Genomic DNA, 16,201 nt, shown 5'->3' with positions numbered 1-16,201 from the left:
GTGGTGGAAACGAGCGCCGGAATCAACCGATGCTTGGGTGGGGGCCGGATGTGATCAGCTGTCGCAGGGCCGCGACAGGTCGACCTTTCGGCTTATATGATGTCTGAACGAACACCCCCCCGTCAGCCGGTTCCCTACCGGCAGAAATTTTTCGGAGGCATGGCTCATGGACACTCTTTTGCTGTCGCGCATCCAATTCGGCGCCAACATCTCGTTTCACATCCTCTTTCCGACGATCACCATTGCGTTGGGCTGGGTTCTGCTTTTCTTCAAGCTGCGGTTCGCCGCCACCGATGACGCGAAATGGATGAAGGCCTACCAGTTCTGGGTCAAGGTCTTTGCCCTGTCCTTTGCCATGGGGGTGGTGTCGGGCATCACCATGTCGTTCCAGTTCGGCACCAACTGGCCGGGCTTCATGGAAGCCGTCGGCAACATCGCCGGGCCGCTGCTGGCGTACGAAGTGATGACCGCCTTTTTCCTTGAGGCGGTGTTCCTTGGCATCATGCTGTTCGGGTTCAGCCGGGTGCCCAGCTGGTTGCACACCACGGCGACCTTCCTTGTCGCCTTCGGCACCAGCATGTCCGCCTTCTGGATCATCGTGCTGAATTCCTGGATGCACACCCCCGTGGGGTTCGAGATGCGGGACGGGGTGGCGCATGCGACCGACTGGATGGCGATCATCTTCAACCCGTCGATGCCCTACCGGCTGGTGCACATGCTGCTGGCCAGCGGGCTGACCGTGGCGTTCCTGATCGCCGGTCTGTCGGCGTTCCGCTGGTTGTTGGGCGACCGCTGCGCGTCGGTGCGCGCGGCGCTTGTCACCTCGCTCTGGATGGGGGCGCTGATCACGCCGGTGCAGATCGTGGCGGGCGACATGCACGGGCTCAACACGCTGGAATACCAGCCGCAAAAGGTCGCCGCGATGGAGGCGAACTGGGAAACGCAAAGCAACGTGCCGCTGGTCCTGTTCGCCCTGCCAAACGAGGAAACACGCGAGAATGATTTCGAGATCGCGATTCCCAACGGGGCGTCGCTGATTCTCAAGCACAGCGCCGATGGCGTGGTGCCGGGGCTGAACGATTTCGTCGCCGAAGACGGCACCGTGCTGCACCCGCCGGTTACGCCGATCTTCTTCAGCTTCCGGATCATGGTCGCCACCGGGCTTGCCATGTTGGTGCTCAGCTGGGCGGCGGTCGCTTTGATGTGGCGCAAGCGGCGGGGCGTTGAGGGCCTGCCCAAGCCGCTACTTTACGCGTTGGTCCCGATGGCGTTTTCCGGCTGGGTCGCGACGTTGGCCGGTTGGTACACGACCGAAATCGGGCGTCAGCCCTGGCTTGTGCAGGGCGTGCTGACCACCCAAGACGCGGTTGGACCGGTGGCTGCCGGAATGGTGGCCACGACGCTGATCGCCTATCTGGTGGTCTATGTGCTGCTGCTGGGCATCTACATCAGCGTGCTTTTCTATCTTGCGCGCAAACAGGCGCAGGGCGATCCGGTGCGGGAACGCGCGGCGTCCGGTCAGGCGGCCGCCCGGGCTGCCTCAGTTCCAGCGGAGTAGGTCGTTATGGATCTTTTCGGCCCCCCCGATGTCTGGTTGCCCTTCGCCTTTGGCGCGCTCATGGGGCTGAGTATCCTGATCTACGTCGTGCTTGACGGGTTTGATCTGGGCGTAGGGGTCCTGTTCCCCTTTGCCGACGATGCCGAGCAGGACCGCATGGTCGCCTCGATCGGGCCATTCTGGGATGCCAATGAAACCTGGCTGGTGCTGGCGATCGGTATCCTTCTGGTGGCCTTTCCCACCGCGCATGGGGTGATCCTGACGGCGCTTTATCTGCCGGTCGCGATCCTGCTGATCGGGCTGATCCTGCGGGGGGTCGCGTTCGAATACCGGGCCAAGGCGCCGAAGCGGTGGAAACCGCTTTGGAACCACGCGTTCTTTGCGGGCAGTCTCATGTCCTCGCTGAGCCAGGGGTTCATGCTGGGAATGTACGTGATGGGGCTGGACTACACGTTCTTTCATTTGCTGTTTGCCCTTGTCACGGCGGTGTTCCTGACGGTGGCCTACTCGTTTATCGGGGCGACGTGGCTCATCATGAAATCCGAAGGCGCGTTGCAGAAAAAGGCCGTTGGCTGGGCCAAGGGCGGCATCTGGGGCGTCGTTCTGGGAATGGGGGCGATTTCACTGGGCTCGCCGCTGGTCAGTGCGCGCATCTTCGACAAATGGTTCGTGCTGCCTGAAATGCTCTGGCTCCTGCCGCTGCCGATCCTGACCGGTGGGTTGGTGCTTTTCCTCTGGAACAAGTTGCAAAAGCTGCCTGCGGAGGAGGATCGTCATTGCTGGGTGCCGTTCGTGGTGACCATCGGCATCTTTGTCTTGGGGTTCGCGGGCATGGCCTATTCGTTCTATCCCTATGTGGTGCCGGATCGGCTGACCATCTACGAATCTGCCAGCGCGCCAGAGAGCCTGTTCATCATCCTGATCGGCACGTGCTTCGTGCTTCCTATGATCATCCTTTATACGGCGCTGGCCTATACGGTGTTCCGCGGCAAGGCGACGGCGCTCAGCTACGACTGAGGCCAGTGCCGTAGCAGGGCGGACCCTACAGCTTGATGCGGCCGCCCTTGCCCAAAAGCCAGGCGTCGCGACCGCGCAGCACTGCCGCGCTGAGCGGTCGGCCAAAGCCTGCGCCGCCGTCCAGGTTCAGCCGGTTGCCGAGATGCACTGGGCCCTGCTGCGGCGTATGCCCGTGCACGACCAGTCGGCCGTGATCGCGGGTGTCCATCAGGAACGGATCGCGGATCCAGATCAGGTCATGCTCTTCCTGCTGATCCAGCGGCACGCCCGGGCGGATGCCTGCATGCGCGAAAATCTGGTCCTCCGTCAGGTGCATCGTCCGCAGCCTGTCCAGGAACGCGCGGTGTGCCGCGGGCACAGCCTGCATCGCATCGCGGCGGATCGCCTCTTCGGTGCGACGGTCGCCCACATCCACGCCATAGGATTCCAGCGTCGTCCGGCCGCCGATGTTTGGGTGAAGCCAGCCCAGCCGTTCGGGATATTGCGGGCCGCTGCCGTTCAGGAAATTCCGCATGTAGCGGTCGTGATTGCCCAGCAGCGTGATCCATGGCCGCCCCTCGGCCAGCCCATTTGCCAGAATGTCCAGCACCGCGCGGCTGTCCGGCCCGCGATCAACGTAGTCGCCCAGAAACACCACTGGCGCGCCCGTATCGGCATCGGCGTCGATCAGGTCAAGCGCCGCGCGCAGCATGTCGGGCTGGCCGTGGATGTCGCCGACGGCAAAGATCGGTTGGAGTGCCATCGCTCAACCCTCGCCGATGGTGGCTTTGGGCGCAACCCGGTCGAGCGGTTCCATCAGCGCCGCGATCTGGTCGCGCAGCCAGATATGGATGGGGTTGCGGCTGGTGCGCCGGTGCCAGACCATGGCAATTGCCACCACCGGCAGCGACATTGGTGCCTGGTAAAGCTCCAGCCCCAGTCGGGGTGCCATGCTGAGGGCCATCTGATGCGGGACCAGCGCCACCATGTCGCTGCGTGACACGGCGTTGCAGACCCCCGCAAAGACCGGCATCGTCACGCCGACACGGCGTTCGCGCCCGACTTTGGCCAGCGCGGCATCGCCCATGGCGCGAAAGTTGCCCTGCTGTGAAAAGATCACGTGCTGAAGATCGCAGAAAAGGTCGATCGGAATGGTGTCGCCCGGCGACAGCCCGGCGTGTCGCAGCCGGGGATGCCCGGCACGTGCGATGGTGGAAAAGCTGGAATGAAACAGCCGCCGGTGATCAATCCAGTCGGGAAAGTCGGTTTCGGGCAGCAAGGCCAGGTCAATTTCGTGCTGCTGGAGCCTGTCGATAAAACCGTCGGGCACGAGATCGACCAGTTGCACAGTGATGCCCGGAGCCATCCGCGACACCCGTTCCGCCAGGTCCGGAATCAGCAATTCGGCAAAGAAGTCGCTGCCGGATATCTTGAAGCGGGCGCTTGCGGTGGCCGGGTCGAACCGCGCGCCACCGGACAGCAGCGCCTCTGTCTCGTCCAGAATGCGGCGTAGCGGGTCGTGCAGAGAGCGCGCGAAATCGGTGGCAACCAATTGCCGACCCTGACGCACGAACAGCGGATCGTCCAGCGCGTGGCGCAACCGCGACAGGGCCGCCGAAACGGCGGGTTGGGACAGCCCGATGCGCTGCCCTGCCTCGGTTGTCGATCCGGTCGTCAAAAGCGCATCAAGCACGCGCAGCAGGTTGAGGTCGAAACTAGAAAAATTCATGAGATTGATAGATATCATATAATCTATCTATTTTCGATATGAACTTTGTCGTGCCAGTGTGTTGGTAAGAAATCCCTGCCCAGGATCACCCGCTTTCAGGGGGCCGCCTGGCCCGCATAGTCACCCGAAGGAGCCGCTCTTTCATGTCTCGCAACATTCTTGGTCCTGACGCCCTGGAATGGCAGGGCGTGCAATACCGGACGATTCTGTCCACCGACGCGACGGGGGGTGCGATGTCGATACTTGACACCGTCAGCCCAGCGGGCAGCGGCCCGCCCCGGCATGTTCATCACGATGCCGACGAAACCTTTGTCCTGCTAAGCGGCGATTGGCAGTTCTGGCTCGATGGTCGGACCCTGCATCGCGGTCCCGGGCAGACGGTTTTCGTGCCCCGTGGCCAGGAACACAGCTTTCGCGCCGTGGGCCACACCCCGGCGCGACATCTGACGATCCTGACGCCGGGCGGGTTCGAAGGCTTCTTTTCCGAAATGGCCAGCGAAGGGTGCCGCATCCCGCAGGACATGCCGCGCATCTGCGAGGTCGCAGCGCGCTATCAGCTTGAATTCACCGGCCCGCCGATGGGCGGCGAACCTCATACACCTGGAAGAAGGAAAGAAACATGAAGGGTATTTCATTCGGATTTCTCGTGATCGGCGTGATCTCGGTCATCATTGGCATGGGATGGGGCATTCAGATGTCCGCCAGCGGCGATCACGTCCTGGCACCGGCCCATGCCCATCTGAACCTGCTGGGCTGGGTCAGTATGGCGATCTTTGCCTTTTACTATCATCTTGTGCCCGGTGCCATGGATGGCTGGCTGCCCAAGGCGCATTTCGCTCTGGCAGTTGTCGGCCTTGTGCTGATCGTGCCTGGCATCGTCTTTGCAATCCTGGAAACCGGCGAGACGCTGGCCAAGATCGGCTCGCTTCTGACGCTTTTGTCGATGCTGACATTTCTGGCGGTCGTCCTGCGCGACCCCCGGCGCTGACGCGCGCGCAGCAGGTGGCCAAAAGGTGAGGAAGGGGCGCGCACTGCGTACCAAAGTTAGGCCAGGATCAAAAAAGGGGGGCAGCGCCCCCCTTGTTCGCCGCTCACGGTGCAGCGCCGCGTCAGGCCACGTCGAACTGCAGCGGCTTGACCTGCTGGAACATCCCGGTGCCTTCAAGCTTGGCGATCACCTTCGCGGGCACCACGTCGTCCACGTAAAGCAGGGCAATCGCCTCGCCCTTCGCGGCTGACCGGCCAAGGGTGAAGTTCGCGATGTTGACTCCGTTTTCGCCCATGGTCATGCCCAGGGTGCCGATGATGCCGGGCACGTCCTCGTTCGTGGTGTAAAGCATGTGCTCCCCGATCTCGGCATCGATGTTGATGCCCTTGATCTGGATGAACCGCGGTTTGCCATCGCTGAACACCGTGCCCGCGATCGACCGCTCACGCTCTGCCGTGACGACCGTGACCTTGATGTAGCCGTCAAAGGCGCCGGACTTGTGCTGGTTGGTGGTGCTGATCTTGATCCCGCGTTCCTCGGCGATCACCGGGGCGCTGACCATGTTCACATCCGGGTTGGCGCGCTTCATGATGCCCGCGATCACCGAACAGTTCAGCGCCGCGAGGTTCATCTGCGCGACAGACCCGTCGTAAAGGATGTTGATGGCCTTGATCGGCTCGTCCGTCATCTGGCCGATGAAGCTGCCCAGGTGATCGGACAGCTTGATCCAGGGGCCCATGACCTTGGCCTCTTCGGCGGTGACCGACGGCATGTTGAGCGCGTTTTCCACCGCGCCGGTCAGCAGGTAGTTCGACATCTGTTCAGCCACCTGCAGGGCGACGTTTTCCTGCGCTTCGGTCGTGGCGGCGCCCAGGTGCGGGGTGCAGACCACGTTGGGCAGGTTGAAGAGAGGATTTTCCTTCGCGGGTTCTTCGGCAAAGACGTCGAACGCCGCGCCCGCGACCTGGCCGGAGGTCAGCAGATCGGCCAGCGCCTGTTCATCCACCAGGCCGCCGCGCGCGCAGTTGATGATGCGCACGCCCTTCTTGGTCTTTTCCAGGTTTTCGCGGCTCAGGATGTTGCGGGTCTGGTCGGTCAGCGGCACATGCAGGGTGATGAAATCCGCCCGGCTCAGCAGCGCGTCAAGCTCGACCTTCTCGACGCCCATCTTCTCGGCCTTTTCCTTGCTGAGGAAGGGATCGTAGGCCACCACCTTCATCTTGAGACCGCGCGCGCGATCGCAGACGATGCCGCCGATGTTGCCCGCGCCGATGACGCCCAGCGTCTTGCCGGTCAGTTCGACCCCCATGAATTTCGACTTTTCCCACTTGCCCGCATGTGTCGAGGCGCTGGCTTCGGGGATTTGCCGCGCCACGGCGAACATCATCGCGATGGCATGTTCGGCCGTGGTGATCATGTTGCCGAAGGGCGTGTTCATCACGATCACGCCTTTCTTCGAGGCCGCGTCGCGGTCGACATTGTCGACGCCGATGCCCGCGCGGCCGATGACCTTAAGATTGGGCGCGGCCTCCAGAATCTTTTCTGTGACCTTGGTGGCGCTGCGGATGGCGAGGCCGTCATACTGGCCGATCACCTCGGCCAGTTTGTCCTTGTCCTTGCCCAGATCGGGCTGGAAATCGACGTCGATGCCGCGATCCTTGAAGATTTGCACGGCGGCGTCAGAGAGTTTGTCGGAGATGAGTACACGGGGGGCCATTCTGTTGGTCCTTTGATGAAACGAAAGAAGGGTTCGCCGGGCACCCGAAATTCTTGAGAATTCCGGACCGTTTTCCTTGAGGAAAACGGCGTCGCGCCGGGCGGTCAGGGTGTGCGATCAGGCGGCGTCGGCCTGGGCTGCAATCTCGGCGTGAAAGGCCCAGTCGAGCCAAGGCAGCATCGCCTCGATGTCCGCCGTCTCGACCGTGCCGCCGCACCAGATGCGCAGACCTGCCGGTGCATCACGGTAGGCACCCACATCCAGCGCCACACCTTCCGCCTCCAGCCGCTTGGCCACGGCCTTGGCGAACGCCGCGCCATCGGTGATGCGCGCATCGGTGAACTTGAGGCAGACCGAGGTGTTCGACCGCGTGGCCGGATCCTCGGCCAGGTTGGCGATCCAGTCGTTGGCCTCGCAGAAATTCCAGATGGCCTGCGCATTGGCATTGGCGCGGTCCATCAGACTCTTGAGCCCGCCGACCGAGCGTGCCCAGTCCAGCGCCAGCAGGTAATCCTCGACCGCGAGCATGGAGGGCGTGTTGATTGTCTCGCCGACAAAGATGCCTTCGATCAGCTTGCCGCCCTTGGTCATGCGAAAGATCTTGGGCAGCGGCCAGGCGGGGGTGTAATTCTCAAGACGCTCGACAGCCCGGGGGCTGAGTACGATCATGCCATGTGCCGCTTCGCCGCCCAGCACCTTTTGCCAACTGAAGGTGGTCACATCCAGCTTGTCCCAGGGCAGGTCCTGCGCAAAGGCGGCGCTAGTCGCGTCGCAGATGGTCAGGCCCGCGCGATCCGCCGGGATCATGTCGCCATGCGGCATGCGCACGCCGCTGGTCGTGCCATTCCAGGTAAAGACGACGTCGGTGTCGTAATCCACTGCCGCCATGTCGACGATCTGGCCATACTCCGCAGTCTTTACTTCGGCCTCGATCTTCAGCTGCTTGACCACGTCCGAGACCCAGCCCGCGCCAAAGCTTTCCCAGGCGACCATCGTCGCGGGGCGTTCGCCCAGCAGCGACCACATCGCCATTTCCACCGCTCCGGTGTCCGAGGCGGGCACGATGCCGATGCGGTAATCGTCGGGGATGCCCAAGATCTCGCGCGTGCCGTCGATGGCGGTCTTGAGCTTGGCCTTGCCGACAGCGGCGCGATGCGACCGGCCCAGGGCCGCGTCGGACAGTTTGTTCAGATCGAATGCGGGGGGTTTGGCGCAGGGGCCAGAGGAAAAACGCGGATTTGCCGGCCGCGCGGCCGGTTGTGCAATAGCCATGATGCTACCCTTCCAGATAAGCGCCCCTCGTTGGGGAGGGGTGTCCCACCGCCGGACATACGCCCCAATTCCCGGTTCCACAATCCGGAAAATGGCGGTATTGCGCCGCTTGAGCGCGCAATCGCGACATCCCTGACCATCATCGGAAACCTGACCCATGTTCATCGTAACCCTGATCGCACGGCCCGGCGGGCTGGACCCCGCGTTGACCGACAGCCTGCGCAACGCCTGGGGCGGCGGCGATATCGTCTGGCTGTCACCGGATGAGGCGGCGGAATTCGTCCTGCCCGAGGTGCCCGCGAATCGCTGGCAGGTGTGGGAAGACGTCCAGGGCATGGGCGTCGATCTGGCGGTGCAGCCGGTCGAGTCGCGGCGCAAGGCCATGCTGCTTGCGGATATGGACAGCACGATGATCCAGCAGGAATGCATCGACGAACTGGCCGATGCCGCAGGGGTCGGCGACCGGGTCAAGGACATCACCGCCCGCGCCATGAACGGCGAGCTTGATTTCGACGGCGCGCTGACCGAACGGGTGGGGCTTCTGAAAGACCTGCCCGAGTCCGTGATCGGCGATGTGCTGGAACGCCGCATCACGCTGATGCCCGGCGGCCCGGAACTGCTGGCCACGATGAAGGCGCACGGCGCCTATGCGGCGCTGGTGTCGGGTGGCTTTACCGCTTTCACCGCTGCCATTGCGGCGCGGCTGGGCTTTGATGAACACCGGGCCAATACATTGCTCGTCGCGGGCGGTCGGCTTACCGGAGAGGTGGAAAAGCCCATCCTGGGCCGTGCCGCCAAGGTGCAGGCGCTGGAAGAGATCACCGCGCGGCTGGGCCTCACTGCTGCGGATGTGCTGGCGGTCGGGGACGGGGCCAACGATCTGGGCATGCTGACGCTTGCGGGCACTGGCGTGGCGCTGCATGCGAAACCGTCGGTGCAGGTGGAATGTGATCTGCGGATCAACCACGGCGATCTGACAGCGCTGCTGTACCTGCAGGGGTACGCGAAGTCAGATTTCGTGGCGCGATAACGGGGCTCGAAGCCGGTCCGCGCCGTCAGGACAGAAGGCCCGGTGCCGGTCTGATCTCGCCCACCGCGATGTCGCGCCGGTTACGCAGGACGGGGGTGAGGAAGGCCGCGACGTCCGGATGCCCGGCCTGGGCCGCGCCCAGCCGGACAAGCAGCGCCGCGATGGCGCATTCGGCGGCCCGCGTCGCGCCATCCGCGGCCTTGACGGCGATACCGATCTGCCGCTCTGGCAGGATCGCCACGAAAAACCCCTCCGCTCCGGTCTTGAGCGCCACAGGCTCTGTCACCGCGCGCATCAGCCGCGTGCAGGCGCGGCCTTCGCCCGCGACCAGCACGGGATGGGCATACATCGCCTGCACCAGCCGCGTGGCGGCGGCGCTTTGGCTGTCGCCGCGGCTGTGGGCGCTGGCAAAATACGCCATGGCGCGGGCCATGCCGTGCATGGTGGTGGCGAAGTTGGGCGCGGAACAACCGTCGATTCCGTAGCCGGGGCTGTCCTCCTGTGTCACGTCCTCGGTCGCGGCGCGGCAGGCGACCTGAACGGGATGATCGGGGTTGATGTATTCGGCCTCGCCGCCCAGATGCCGGTTCAGCGTCAGGAAGCCGGCATGCTTGCCGGAGCAGTTGTTGTGGACCTGACAGGGCTCTGCCCCCTCGCGGATCATCGTCCTGGCCACCTCCGGATCGCGGCTGACCTCTGGGCCGCAGCGCAGGGCATCGTCGTCCAGACCGAGATCGCCCAGCCAGCGCGTCACCGCGTCGGTATGCAGCGTCGCCCCCTGATGCGAGGCACAGGCGAGCGCAAGCTGCGCATCGGTCAGGCCGAACCTGTCGGCCGCGCCCGAGGTGATCAGCGGCAGCGCCTGGATCATCTTGGCCGAGCTGCGCGGCAGCACCACCGCCTCCGGATCGCCCCAGGCCGCAATCACCCCGCCCGAGGCATCGCAGATCACCGCGTGACCGCAGTGAATGCTCTCTATAAAGGGCCCACGGCGAATTTCGGCAATGGGGGCTGGGGCGATGGCCATGCGGGTCCTCACATCTGAGCGATAATCTGCCAATTGGGGTTTTATCGGCCCGGATTTTCAGGCTATTCTGCCCGGGTCGAGAGAAACCGGTTGCGCGGCAGGATAAGCCGGACCACGAAGGACGCAACCACCGAATTGAGGCTGAGGACAGCTGGAGGCTGGACGTATGAATTCATTTCTTGGACGCGTGATGTCCGGGGCCGTTGCGGCGCTGGTGATGACCTGTGCGGTGGCCACCGCGCAGGAAGCAAGCACCAACCGCGTGGATGCCATGACCGACTGGTCGGTTTTCGAAGGCACCGATCCGCGCGAATGCTGGGCGGTGACGACCTATAAGGAAAGCGTCAACACCAAGGACGGGCGCGTGGTCGCGGTGACGCGGGGTGAAATCCTGCTGATGGTGTTCTATCGCCCCGGGGCCGAGGTGCAGGGCCAGTTGGCCTTTACCGGCGGCTATCCCTTCGCGGACGCATCCACCGTGAACGTCAATATCGGCGGCACCGAGTTCGAGCTTTTCACCGAGGGTGAATGGGCCTGGCCCGCGACCCCCGCCGATGATGCCAAGATCGTCACGGCGATGAAGCGCGGGGCCAATGCCATCCTGACCGCGCGGTCGAGCCGTGGCACGCAGACCAAGGACACGTTTTCGCTGCTGGGCTTCACGGCGGCGGTCGAGGATGCCGAAAAGCGCTGTTCGACCAGCTAGGCCGGTGACCCCGGGGGCGCTGCCCCCGGACCCCCGAGGTATTTTCGAACCAGAGAAGACAGGACCGGCGCGCGCTGCCGGTCTTTTTGCTTTTGGCAAGGGCGCGCGAATCCTATATGCAACGCGCTTCGATAAAGGATGTGACACGATGAGCGTTTCCGCACCGATCACCCAGGATGTGCTGACGATCCCGCGCAAGATGGCCGAGGGGCCGGTGAACCTTGTCGGGTTGACCCGTCCGGCGCTGGCCGAGGCGCTGCGCGCCGTGGGCACGCCCGACAAGCAGGTCAAGATGCGGGTCAACCAGATCTGGCAGTGGCTTTATCACTGGGGCGTGCGCGACTTTGCCGCGATGACGAACCTGTCCAAGGATTTCCGTGCCACCCTGGCCCGGCATTTCACCATCTCCCTGCCCGAGGTCGTGTCGCGGCAGGTGTCCGCGGATGGTACCCGCAAGTACCTGGTGCGGATCGCGGGCGGGCACGAGGTCGAGGTGGTCTATATCCCCGAAACCGACCGCGGCACCTTGTGCATCTCCTCTCAGGTGGGCTGTACTCTGACCTGTTCGTTCTGCCACACCGGCACGCAAAAGCTGGTGCGCAACCTGACGGCGGGCGAAATCGTCGGGCAGATCATGCTGGCCCGCGACGATCTGGGCGAATGGCCCGAACCGGGCACCGGCACCGGCGACAGCGGGCCGCGTCTTTTGTCCAACGTCGTGCTGATGGGCATGGGCGAGCCGCTTTACAACTTTGAAAACGTGCGCGACGCGATGAAGATCGCCATGGATGGCGAGGGCATTTCGCTGTCGCGCCGCCGCATCACCCTGTCCACCAGCGGTGTGGTGCCCGAGATTGCCAAGACCGCCGAGGAAATCGGCTGTCTGCTGGCGGTGTCCTTTCACGCCACCACTGACGAGGTGCGCGACAAGTTGGTGCCGATCAACAAGCGCTGGAACATCGCGACGCTGCTGGATGCCTTGCGGGAGTATCCGAAGGCCAGCAATTCCGAGCGGATCACCTTTGAATACGTGATGCTGAAGGATGTGAATGACAGCGATGCCGATGCCCGGCGGCTGGTCAAGCTGATCAGCGGGATTCCCGCCAAGATCAACCTGATCCCCTTCAACGAATGGCCCGGCGCGCCTTATCAGCGGTCGGACTGGGCGCGGATCGAAGCCTTTGCCGACATCATCTACAAGGCCGGTTATGCCTCGCCCATCCGCACGCCGCGGGGCGAGGATATCATGGCCGCCTGCGGACAGCTCAAGTCCGCGACCGAACGGGCGCGCAAATCCCGCGCGCAGATCGCGGCAGAGACCGGGCAGGGTTAACGCAGCTGCCCTTGACCTTCCCGTAACTGGAAGCCCTATATTCCTGACAGAAGGTTATCTCGTGAGGGGAAAGGTGCGTCATGGCGGAACGGAGTCAGCGGTTCGAGATCACTGGCATGTCCTGCGCCGGCTGCGCCGGTCGCGCGGAACGTGCGCTGGCGGCGGTGCCGGGTGTGGCAAAGGCCAGCGTCAATCTGGCCAGCGCCACCGGGCAGGTGACAGGCGACGTGACGCCTGCGGCCTTGCGCGATGCCCTGGCCGAGGCCGGGTATCCGGCGGCAGAGGACAAGTTCACCCTGAAGATCGACGGGATGAGTTGCGCGTCCTGCACGGGCCGTGTGGAGCGCGCGCTTTTGGCGGAACCCGGGGTGCTTTCCGCGCATGTGAACCTGGCCACCCAAAGCGCGCAGGTTCAGGTGCTGCGGGGGGCCGCGAGCGCCGAGGATCTGGCCCAGGTGGTGCGCGGGATCGGCTATGACGCGCAAGCCGGGGATGCAGGGCCCGAGGTCGAGGATCCGCATGCCGAAGAACGTCGCGTCCTCAGCCGTGACCTCTGGATCGCGGCGGCGCTGACGCTTCCGGTCTTTCTGCTGGAAATGGGCGGGCACCTCTTTCCGCCGGTGCATCACGCGACCGTGGACCTGCTGGGTCAGCAAGGCTGGTGGTGGCTGCAGTTCGCGCTTGTGTCGGCCGTGCTGTTCGGGCCCGGAAGGCGGTTCCTGCGCCTTGGCCTGCCGCTGCTGGCGCGGGCCACGCCGGATATGAATTCGCTTGTGGCGCTGGGGACGCTGGCGGCCTGGGGCTATTCCACGCTAGTGCTGATCGCACCCGGCCTGGTTCCGGCCGAGGCGCGCGCCGTCTATTACGAATCGGCGGCGGTGATCGTGACCCTGATCCTGCTGGGCCGCTGGTTGGAAGCGCGGGCCAAGGGCCGCACCGGTGCGGCGATCCGCAAGCTGATGTCGCTGCGGCCCGACACCGCCCGGGTGGACCGCGACGGCGAGATCGTCGAGGTGCCCGTCGATCAGGTGCGGGTGGGCGACACCCTGCACGTGCGCCCGGGCGAGGCGTTGGCCGTCGACGGCGAGGTGCTGAACGGAAGCAGTTACGTCGATGAAAGTATGATCACCGGCGAACCCGTCCCGGTGGAAAAGGCCGAAGGTGCGGCCGTCACCGGCGGCACGGTGAATGGATCGGGTGCGCTGGTCTATCGCGCAACGGCGGTGGGCCGCGACACGATGCTGGCGCGGATCGTGGCCATGGTGCAGGACGCGCAAGGCGCCAAGCTGCCGATCCAGGCGCTGGCCGACCGCGTGGTGTTGTGGTTCGTGCCTGCGGTCATCGGCATCGCCGCGCTGACCGTGGCGCTCTGGTTGGCATTCGGGCCCGATCCGGCGCTGGGATTCGCGCTGGTCGCGGGCGTGTCGGTGCTGATCATCGCCTGCCCCTGTGCGATGGGGCTGGCGACGCCGACCTCGGTCATGGTGGGCACCGGGCGCGCGGCGGAAATGGGTGTGCTCTTCCGCAAGGGCGACGCGCTCCAGCGGCTCGCGGATGTGAAGGTGATGGCCTTTGACAAGACCGGCACGCTGACGCTGGGCAAGCCCTTGCTGGTCGATGCGGTGGCCGCGCCGGGGTTCGAGCCGGATGCGGTTCTGCGCCTTGCCGCGGCGGCGGAAGGACGGTCGGAACATCCCATCGCGCGGGCGCTTGAACGTGCGGCCACCGGGCCGCTGTCGCAGGCCGAGAGTGTCGAGGCGCTGCCCGGCGACGGCTTGCGCGCAAAGGTCGAAGGGCAGGTCGTTCTGGTCGGCACCGCGCGGCTGATGCGGGCGCAAGACATCGACATCACTGTGCTTGAGGAGACCTTGCAACGCTTTGCCGCGGCCGGGCAGACGCCGGTTCTGGTGGCGCAGGGTGGGCGGATCGCAGCGGCCTTTGCCGTGGCCGACCGCGTCAAGGCCAGCAGTCGAGATGCAGTGGCGACGCTGCACAAGTCGGGGGTTAAGGTCGCGATGATCACCGGCGACACCCGCGCCGCGGCACAGGCGGTGGCAAAGACGCTGGGCATCGACGAGATCGAGGCCGAGGTGCGCCCCGATGAAAAGGTCGCCGCCATCGAGCGGCTGCAGGCGCGTCACGGGCCGGTCGCCTTTACCGGCGACGGCATCAACGATGCGCCGGCGCTCGCGGCGGCGGATGTGGGCCTGGCCATCGGCACCGGCAGCGACATCGCCATCGAAGCGGCGGACGTGGTGCTGGTGTCGGGCGATCCGGTGGGCGCGGTCAATGCGCGGCATGTTTCGGCCGCGGTGCTGCGCAACATCCGGCAGAACCTGTTCTGGGCATTCGGATACAACGTTGCGCTGATTCCGGTTGCGGCTGGGGTGCTTTATCCCGCGACCGGGCTGTTGTTGTCGCCGATGCTGGCCGCGGGGGCGATGGCACTGTCGTCGGTCTTTGTGGTCAACAACGCGCTGCGGCTGCGTGGACTGCGGCCGGTGCTGTCAGAATCCACACCAGAAGAGGCCCCGCACGCAGAGGTCAGGACGGCATGAACATCGGAGAGGTTGCCAAACGCGCGGGCCTGCCCGCCAAGACGATCCGTTATTACGAGGATATCGGGCTGATCACGCCCGGGCGCGATCCCAACGGGTACCGTGCCTTTCGCGAACCCGATCTGCATCGGCTGGCGTTCCTGCAACGCGCGCGGGCGCTGGGGTTCACGATCGAGGATTGCCGCACCCTGCTGGCGCTTTACGCCGATGAAGGGCGCGCGTCGGCAGATGTAAAGGCCGTGGCGCTGGATCACCTGGGCAAGATCGACGAAAAGATCGCGCAGCTGCAATCCATGCGCGCGACCCTGTCGGAACTGGTCGATGCCTGTGCCGGGGACAACCGGCCGGACTGTCCGATCCTGCGGGACCTGGCCGCCAAGGCCTGAGGATGCTCAGGCATTCTCGGGGGGGTCCATGCTGGCCAGGATGGCGCTCAGCACCGGGCCAAGGCTGTCAAAGGCACCCGCGTCGCGCAGCCCCTCGACCATCTGCAGATTGAGCGTGTCGGGCGTGGCCAGCGCCGCGCGTTCGCGGGCCAGCCCGCCCGCCGCGTCCTTCGGCAGAGAGGCAAGGAAGCCCGACACAAGGTTGGCCACGTAAACCTCTGCCGCGTCGGCGTCGCCGGTCTGATCGGCCAGCCACTCGGTCGCCGCGATCAACTGCCCAAGGGCGGCGCTGGTCATGGTGGAGGCGGCGAAATGCACATTCAACGCGGCCTCGGACCGCTGTGGCAGGACGGGGTTGCGATCGCCGAACAGCGCCTGCACGGCGCTTGGCTCCCCCCCGACGGGGAGCGGGCAGCCGCCGTTTTCGATATAGCCATAGGGGATCGTGGCCGAGATCCGCGTGACCGGCGCGCAGGTCGCGGCGATGTCATCGAGCGCGACGCCCGCCATCACCGAAACGATCTGCTGTTGGCTGCGAAATGAAAGCGGTGTCACGACGGAGTTCCAGACCGCCGGGCGTAGGCACAGGAAAACCGTGTCGCTGGCATCGACAACCTGCTGGTTCGCGGCCTTGGCGATGCCCAGCCCGGCCCCGACCAAAGCGTCTGCCACATCGGCGTTACGCTCTGACACGGTGACGCTGTGCCCGGCGCGCGCCAGCGCGCGGGCCATGGGGGCGGCGATGTGGCCTGTCCCGATAAAGCCGATGGCGGCCATGACATTCCTTTCGGTCCTCAAGGTGTGTGGCCCGCAGCCTGAACCGGCAGCCGCCACCGCGTCAATGTCGGCACGCGACATGCCGGGCCGCGGCACCGACGCCTGGCATTCCGGTTTGCGCTTG

At 64.9% G+C, this 16,201-nt stretch carries 15 protein-coding genes; 9 read left to right on the top strand and 6 right to left on the bottom strand.

From position 1 onward, the window contains the following. The first annotated feature begins 166 nt into the window (after positions 1 to 166). Both ACOXXX_RS15815 and ACOXXX_RS15810 read left to right on the top strand, forming a co-directional pair. The gene (locus ACOXXX_RS15815) at positions 167 to 1,558 is read left to right on the top strand and encodes a cytochrome ubiquinol oxidase subunit I (RefSeq protein WP_422827575.1); all 1,392 of its coding nucleotides are present in this window, start codon (positions 167 to 169) and stop codon (positions 1,556 to 1,558) included. 6 nt (positions 1,559 to 1,564) lie between these two features. Then, positions 1,565 to 2,575: a cytochrome d ubiquinol oxidase subunit II gene (locus ACOXXX_RS15810; protein ID WP_422827574.1), complete on the top strand. Its 1,011-nt coding sequence runs from the start codon at positions 1,565 to 1,567 to the stop codon at positions 2,573 to 2,575. Positions 2,576 to 2,600: 25 nt separating this feature from the next. Here ACOXXX_RS15810 and ACOXXX_RS15805 read toward each other — a convergent pair whose 3' ends face one another. Both ACOXXX_RS15805 and ACOXXX_RS15800 read right to left on the bottom strand, forming a co-directional pair. Continuing rightward, positions 2,601 to 3,317 (bottom strand): metallophosphoesterase, encoded by a 717-nt coding sequence (locus ACOXXX_RS15805; protein WP_422827573.1) that lies wholly within the window; start codon positions 3,315 to 3,317, stop codon positions 2,601 to 2,603. A gap of 3 nt (positions 3,318 to 3,320) precedes the next feature. Then, positions 3,321 to 4,283, bottom strand: coding sequence for a LysR family transcriptional regulator (locus ACOXXX_RS15800; protein ID WP_422827572.1), 963 nt, complete (start codon positions 4,281 to 4,283; stop codon positions 3,321 to 3,323). A gap of 143 nt (positions 4,284 to 4,426) precedes the next feature. Here ACOXXX_RS15800 and ACOXXX_RS15795 point away from each other — a divergent pair, with 143 nt between their 5' ends. Together ACOXXX_RS15795 and ACOXXX_RS15790 are read left to right on the top strand one after the other, a co-directional pair. Next, positions 4,427 to 4,906, top strand: a complete 480-nt coding sequence (locus ACOXXX_RS15795) for a cupin domain-containing protein (RefSeq protein ID WP_422827571.1) — start codon at positions 4,427 to 4,429, stop codon at positions 4,904 to 4,906. After that, a complete protein-coding gene (locus ACOXXX_RS15790) occupies positions 4,903 to 5,271 on the top strand; it encodes a hypothetical protein (protein WP_422827570.1) in 369 nt (122 codons plus the stop codon). The genes ACOXXX_RS15795 and ACOXXX_RS15790 overlap by 4 nt, the downstream gene beginning before the upstream one ends. A gap of 121 nt (positions 5,272 to 5,392) precedes the next feature. Here ACOXXX_RS15790 and serA read toward each other — a convergent pair whose 3' ends face one another. Both serA and ACOXXX_RS15780 read right to left on the bottom strand, forming a co-directional pair. Then, positions 5,393 to 6,988 carry a phosphoglycerate dehydrogenase gene (gene serA, locus ACOXXX_RS15785; protein WP_422827569.1) on the bottom strand — a complete coding sequence of 532 codons (1,596 nt, stop codon included), beginning with the start codon at positions 6,986 to 6,988 and terminating at the stop codon, positions 5,393 to 5,395. Between the two features lie 117 nt (positions 6,989 to 7,105). Beyond that, a complete protein-coding gene (locus ACOXXX_RS15780; RefSeq protein ID WP_422827568.1) occupies positions 7,106 to 8,260 on the bottom strand; it encodes a phosphoserine transaminase in 1,155 nt (384 codons plus the stop codon). 157 nt (positions 8,261 to 8,417) lie between these two features. On the opposite strand from ACOXXX_RS15780, the gene serB reads away from it, so the two are divergent. Next, the gene (serB, locus tag ACOXXX_RS15775) at positions 8,418 to 9,290 is read left to right on the top strand and encodes a phosphoserine phosphatase SerB (RefSeq protein WP_422827567.1); all 873 of its coding nucleotides are present in this window, start codon (positions 8,418 to 8,420) and stop codon (positions 9,288 to 9,290) included. A 25-nt stretch (positions 9,291 to 9,315) separates the two neighbouring features. Here the strand turns inward: serB and ACOXXX_RS15770 are convergent, their stop codons facing one another. Then, complete coding sequence (locus ACOXXX_RS15770; RefSeq protein WP_422827566.1) at positions 9,316 to 10,317, bottom strand: asparaginase; 1,002 nt, start codon at positions 10,315 to 10,317, stop codon at positions 9,316 to 9,318. A gap of 166 nt (positions 10,318 to 10,483) precedes the next feature. Here ACOXXX_RS15770 and ACOXXX_RS15765 point away from each other — a divergent pair, with 166 nt between their 5' ends. The 4 genes from ACOXXX_RS15765 (at position 10,484) to cueR (ending at position 15,300) form a co-directional block, all read left to right on the top strand. After that, the gene (locus ACOXXX_RS15765) at positions 10,484 to 11,023 is read left to right on the top strand and encodes an invasion associated locus B family protein (protein WP_422827565.1); all 540 of its coding nucleotides are present in this window, start codon (positions 10,484 to 10,486) and stop codon (positions 11,021 to 11,023) included. A gap of 148 nt (positions 11,024 to 11,171) precedes the next feature. After that, on the top strand, positions 11,172 to 12,356 hold the full coding sequence (rlmN, locus tag ACOXXX_RS15760) for a 23S rRNA (adenine(2503)-C(2))-methyltransferase RlmN (RefSeq protein WP_422827564.1): 1,185 nt from the start codon (positions 11,172 to 11,174) through the stop codon (positions 12,354 to 12,356). 80 nt (positions 12,357 to 12,436) lie between these two features. Next, on the top strand, positions 12,437 to 14,914 hold the full coding sequence (locus ACOXXX_RS15755; RefSeq protein WP_422827563.1) for a heavy metal translocating P-type ATPase: 2,478 nt from the start codon (positions 12,437 to 12,439) through the stop codon (positions 14,912 to 14,914). Further along, the gene (cueR, locus tag ACOXXX_RS15750) at positions 14,911 to 15,300 is read left to right on the top strand and encodes a Cu(I)-responsive transcriptional regulator (protein ID WP_422827562.1); all 390 of its coding nucleotides are present in this window, start codon (positions 14,911 to 14,913) and stop codon (positions 15,298 to 15,300) included. Before ACOXXX_RS15755 ends, cueR begins: the two co-directional genes overlap by 4 nt. A 6-nt stretch (positions 15,301 to 15,306) precedes the next feature. Here the strand turns inward: cueR and ACOXXX_RS15745 are convergent, their stop codons facing one another. After that, a complete protein-coding gene (locus ACOXXX_RS15745) occupies positions 15,307 to 16,077 on the bottom strand; it encodes an NAD(P)-binding domain-containing protein (RefSeq protein ID WP_422827561.1) in 771 nt (256 codons plus the stop codon). Between the last annotated feature and the right edge of the window lie 124 nt (positions 16,078 to 16,201).

The organism is Thalassococcus sp. BH17M4-6 (genome assembly GCF_049323015.1).
GTDB lineage: Bacteria > Pseudomonadota > Alphaproteobacteria > Rhodobacterales > Rhodobacteraceae > Puniceibacterium.
Note: the sequence above shows the minus strand (reverse complement) of the source record. Positions and strands in the feature narration are given on the sequence as shown.

Bases quoted from the DNA above. Each gene is read 5' to 3' on its own strand.
- ACOXXX_RS15815 (WP_422827575.1), top strand. From the start codon at position 167: ATGGACACTCTTTTGCTGTCGCGCATCCAATTCGGCGCCAACATCTCG.
- ACOXXX_RS15810 (WP_422827574.1), top strand. From the start codon at position 1,565: ATGGATCTTTTCGGCCCCCCCGATGTCTGGTTGCCCTTCGCCTTTGGC.
- ACOXXX_RS15805 (WP_422827573.1), bottom strand. From the start codon at position 3,317: ATGGCACTCCAACCGATCTTTGCCGTCGGCGACATCCACGGCCAGCCC.
- ACOXXX_RS15800 (WP_422827572.1), bottom strand. From the start codon at position 4,283: ATGAATTTTTCTAGTTTCGACCTCAACCTGCTGCGCGTGCTTGATGCG.
- ACOXXX_RS15795 (WP_422827571.1), top strand. From the start codon at position 4,427: ATGTCTCGCAACATTCTTGGTCCTGACGCCCTGGAATGGCAGGGCGTG.
- ACOXXX_RS15790 (WP_422827570.1), top strand. From the start codon at position 4,903: ATGAAGGGTATTTCATTCGGATTTCTCGTGATCGGCGTGATCTCGGTC.
- serA (WP_422827569.1), bottom strand. From the start codon at position 6,988: ATGGCCCCCCGTGTACTCATCTCCGACAAACTCTCTGACGCCGCCGTG.
- ACOXXX_RS15780 (WP_422827568.1), bottom strand. From the start codon at position 8,260: ATGGCTATTGCACAACCGGCCGCGCGGCCGGCAAATCCGCGTTTTTCC.
- serB (WP_422827567.1), top strand. From the start codon at position 8,418: ATGTTCATCGTAACCCTGATCGCACGGCCCGGCGGGCTGGACCCCGCG.
- ACOXXX_RS15770 (WP_422827566.1), bottom strand. From the start codon at position 10,317: ATGGCCATCGCCCCAGCCCCCATTGCCGAAATTCGCCGTGGGCCCTTT.
- ACOXXX_RS15765 (WP_422827565.1), top strand. From the start codon at position 10,484: ATGAATTCATTTCTTGGACGCGTGATGTCCGGGGCCGTTGCGGCGCTG.
- rlmN (WP_422827564.1), top strand. From the start codon at position 11,172: ATGAGCGTTTCCGCACCGATCACCCAGGATGTGCTGACGATCCCGCGC.
- ACOXXX_RS15755 (WP_422827563.1), top strand. From the start codon at position 12,437: ATGGCGGAACGGAGTCAGCGGTTCGAGATCACTGGCATGTCCTGCGCC.
- cueR (WP_422827562.1), top strand. From the start codon at position 14,911: ATGAACATCGGAGAGGTTGCCAAACGCGCGGGCCTGCCCGCCAAGACG.
- ACOXXX_RS15745 (WP_422827561.1), bottom strand. From the start codon at position 16,077: ATGGCCGCCATCGGCTTTATCGGGACAGGCCACATCGCCGCCCCCATG.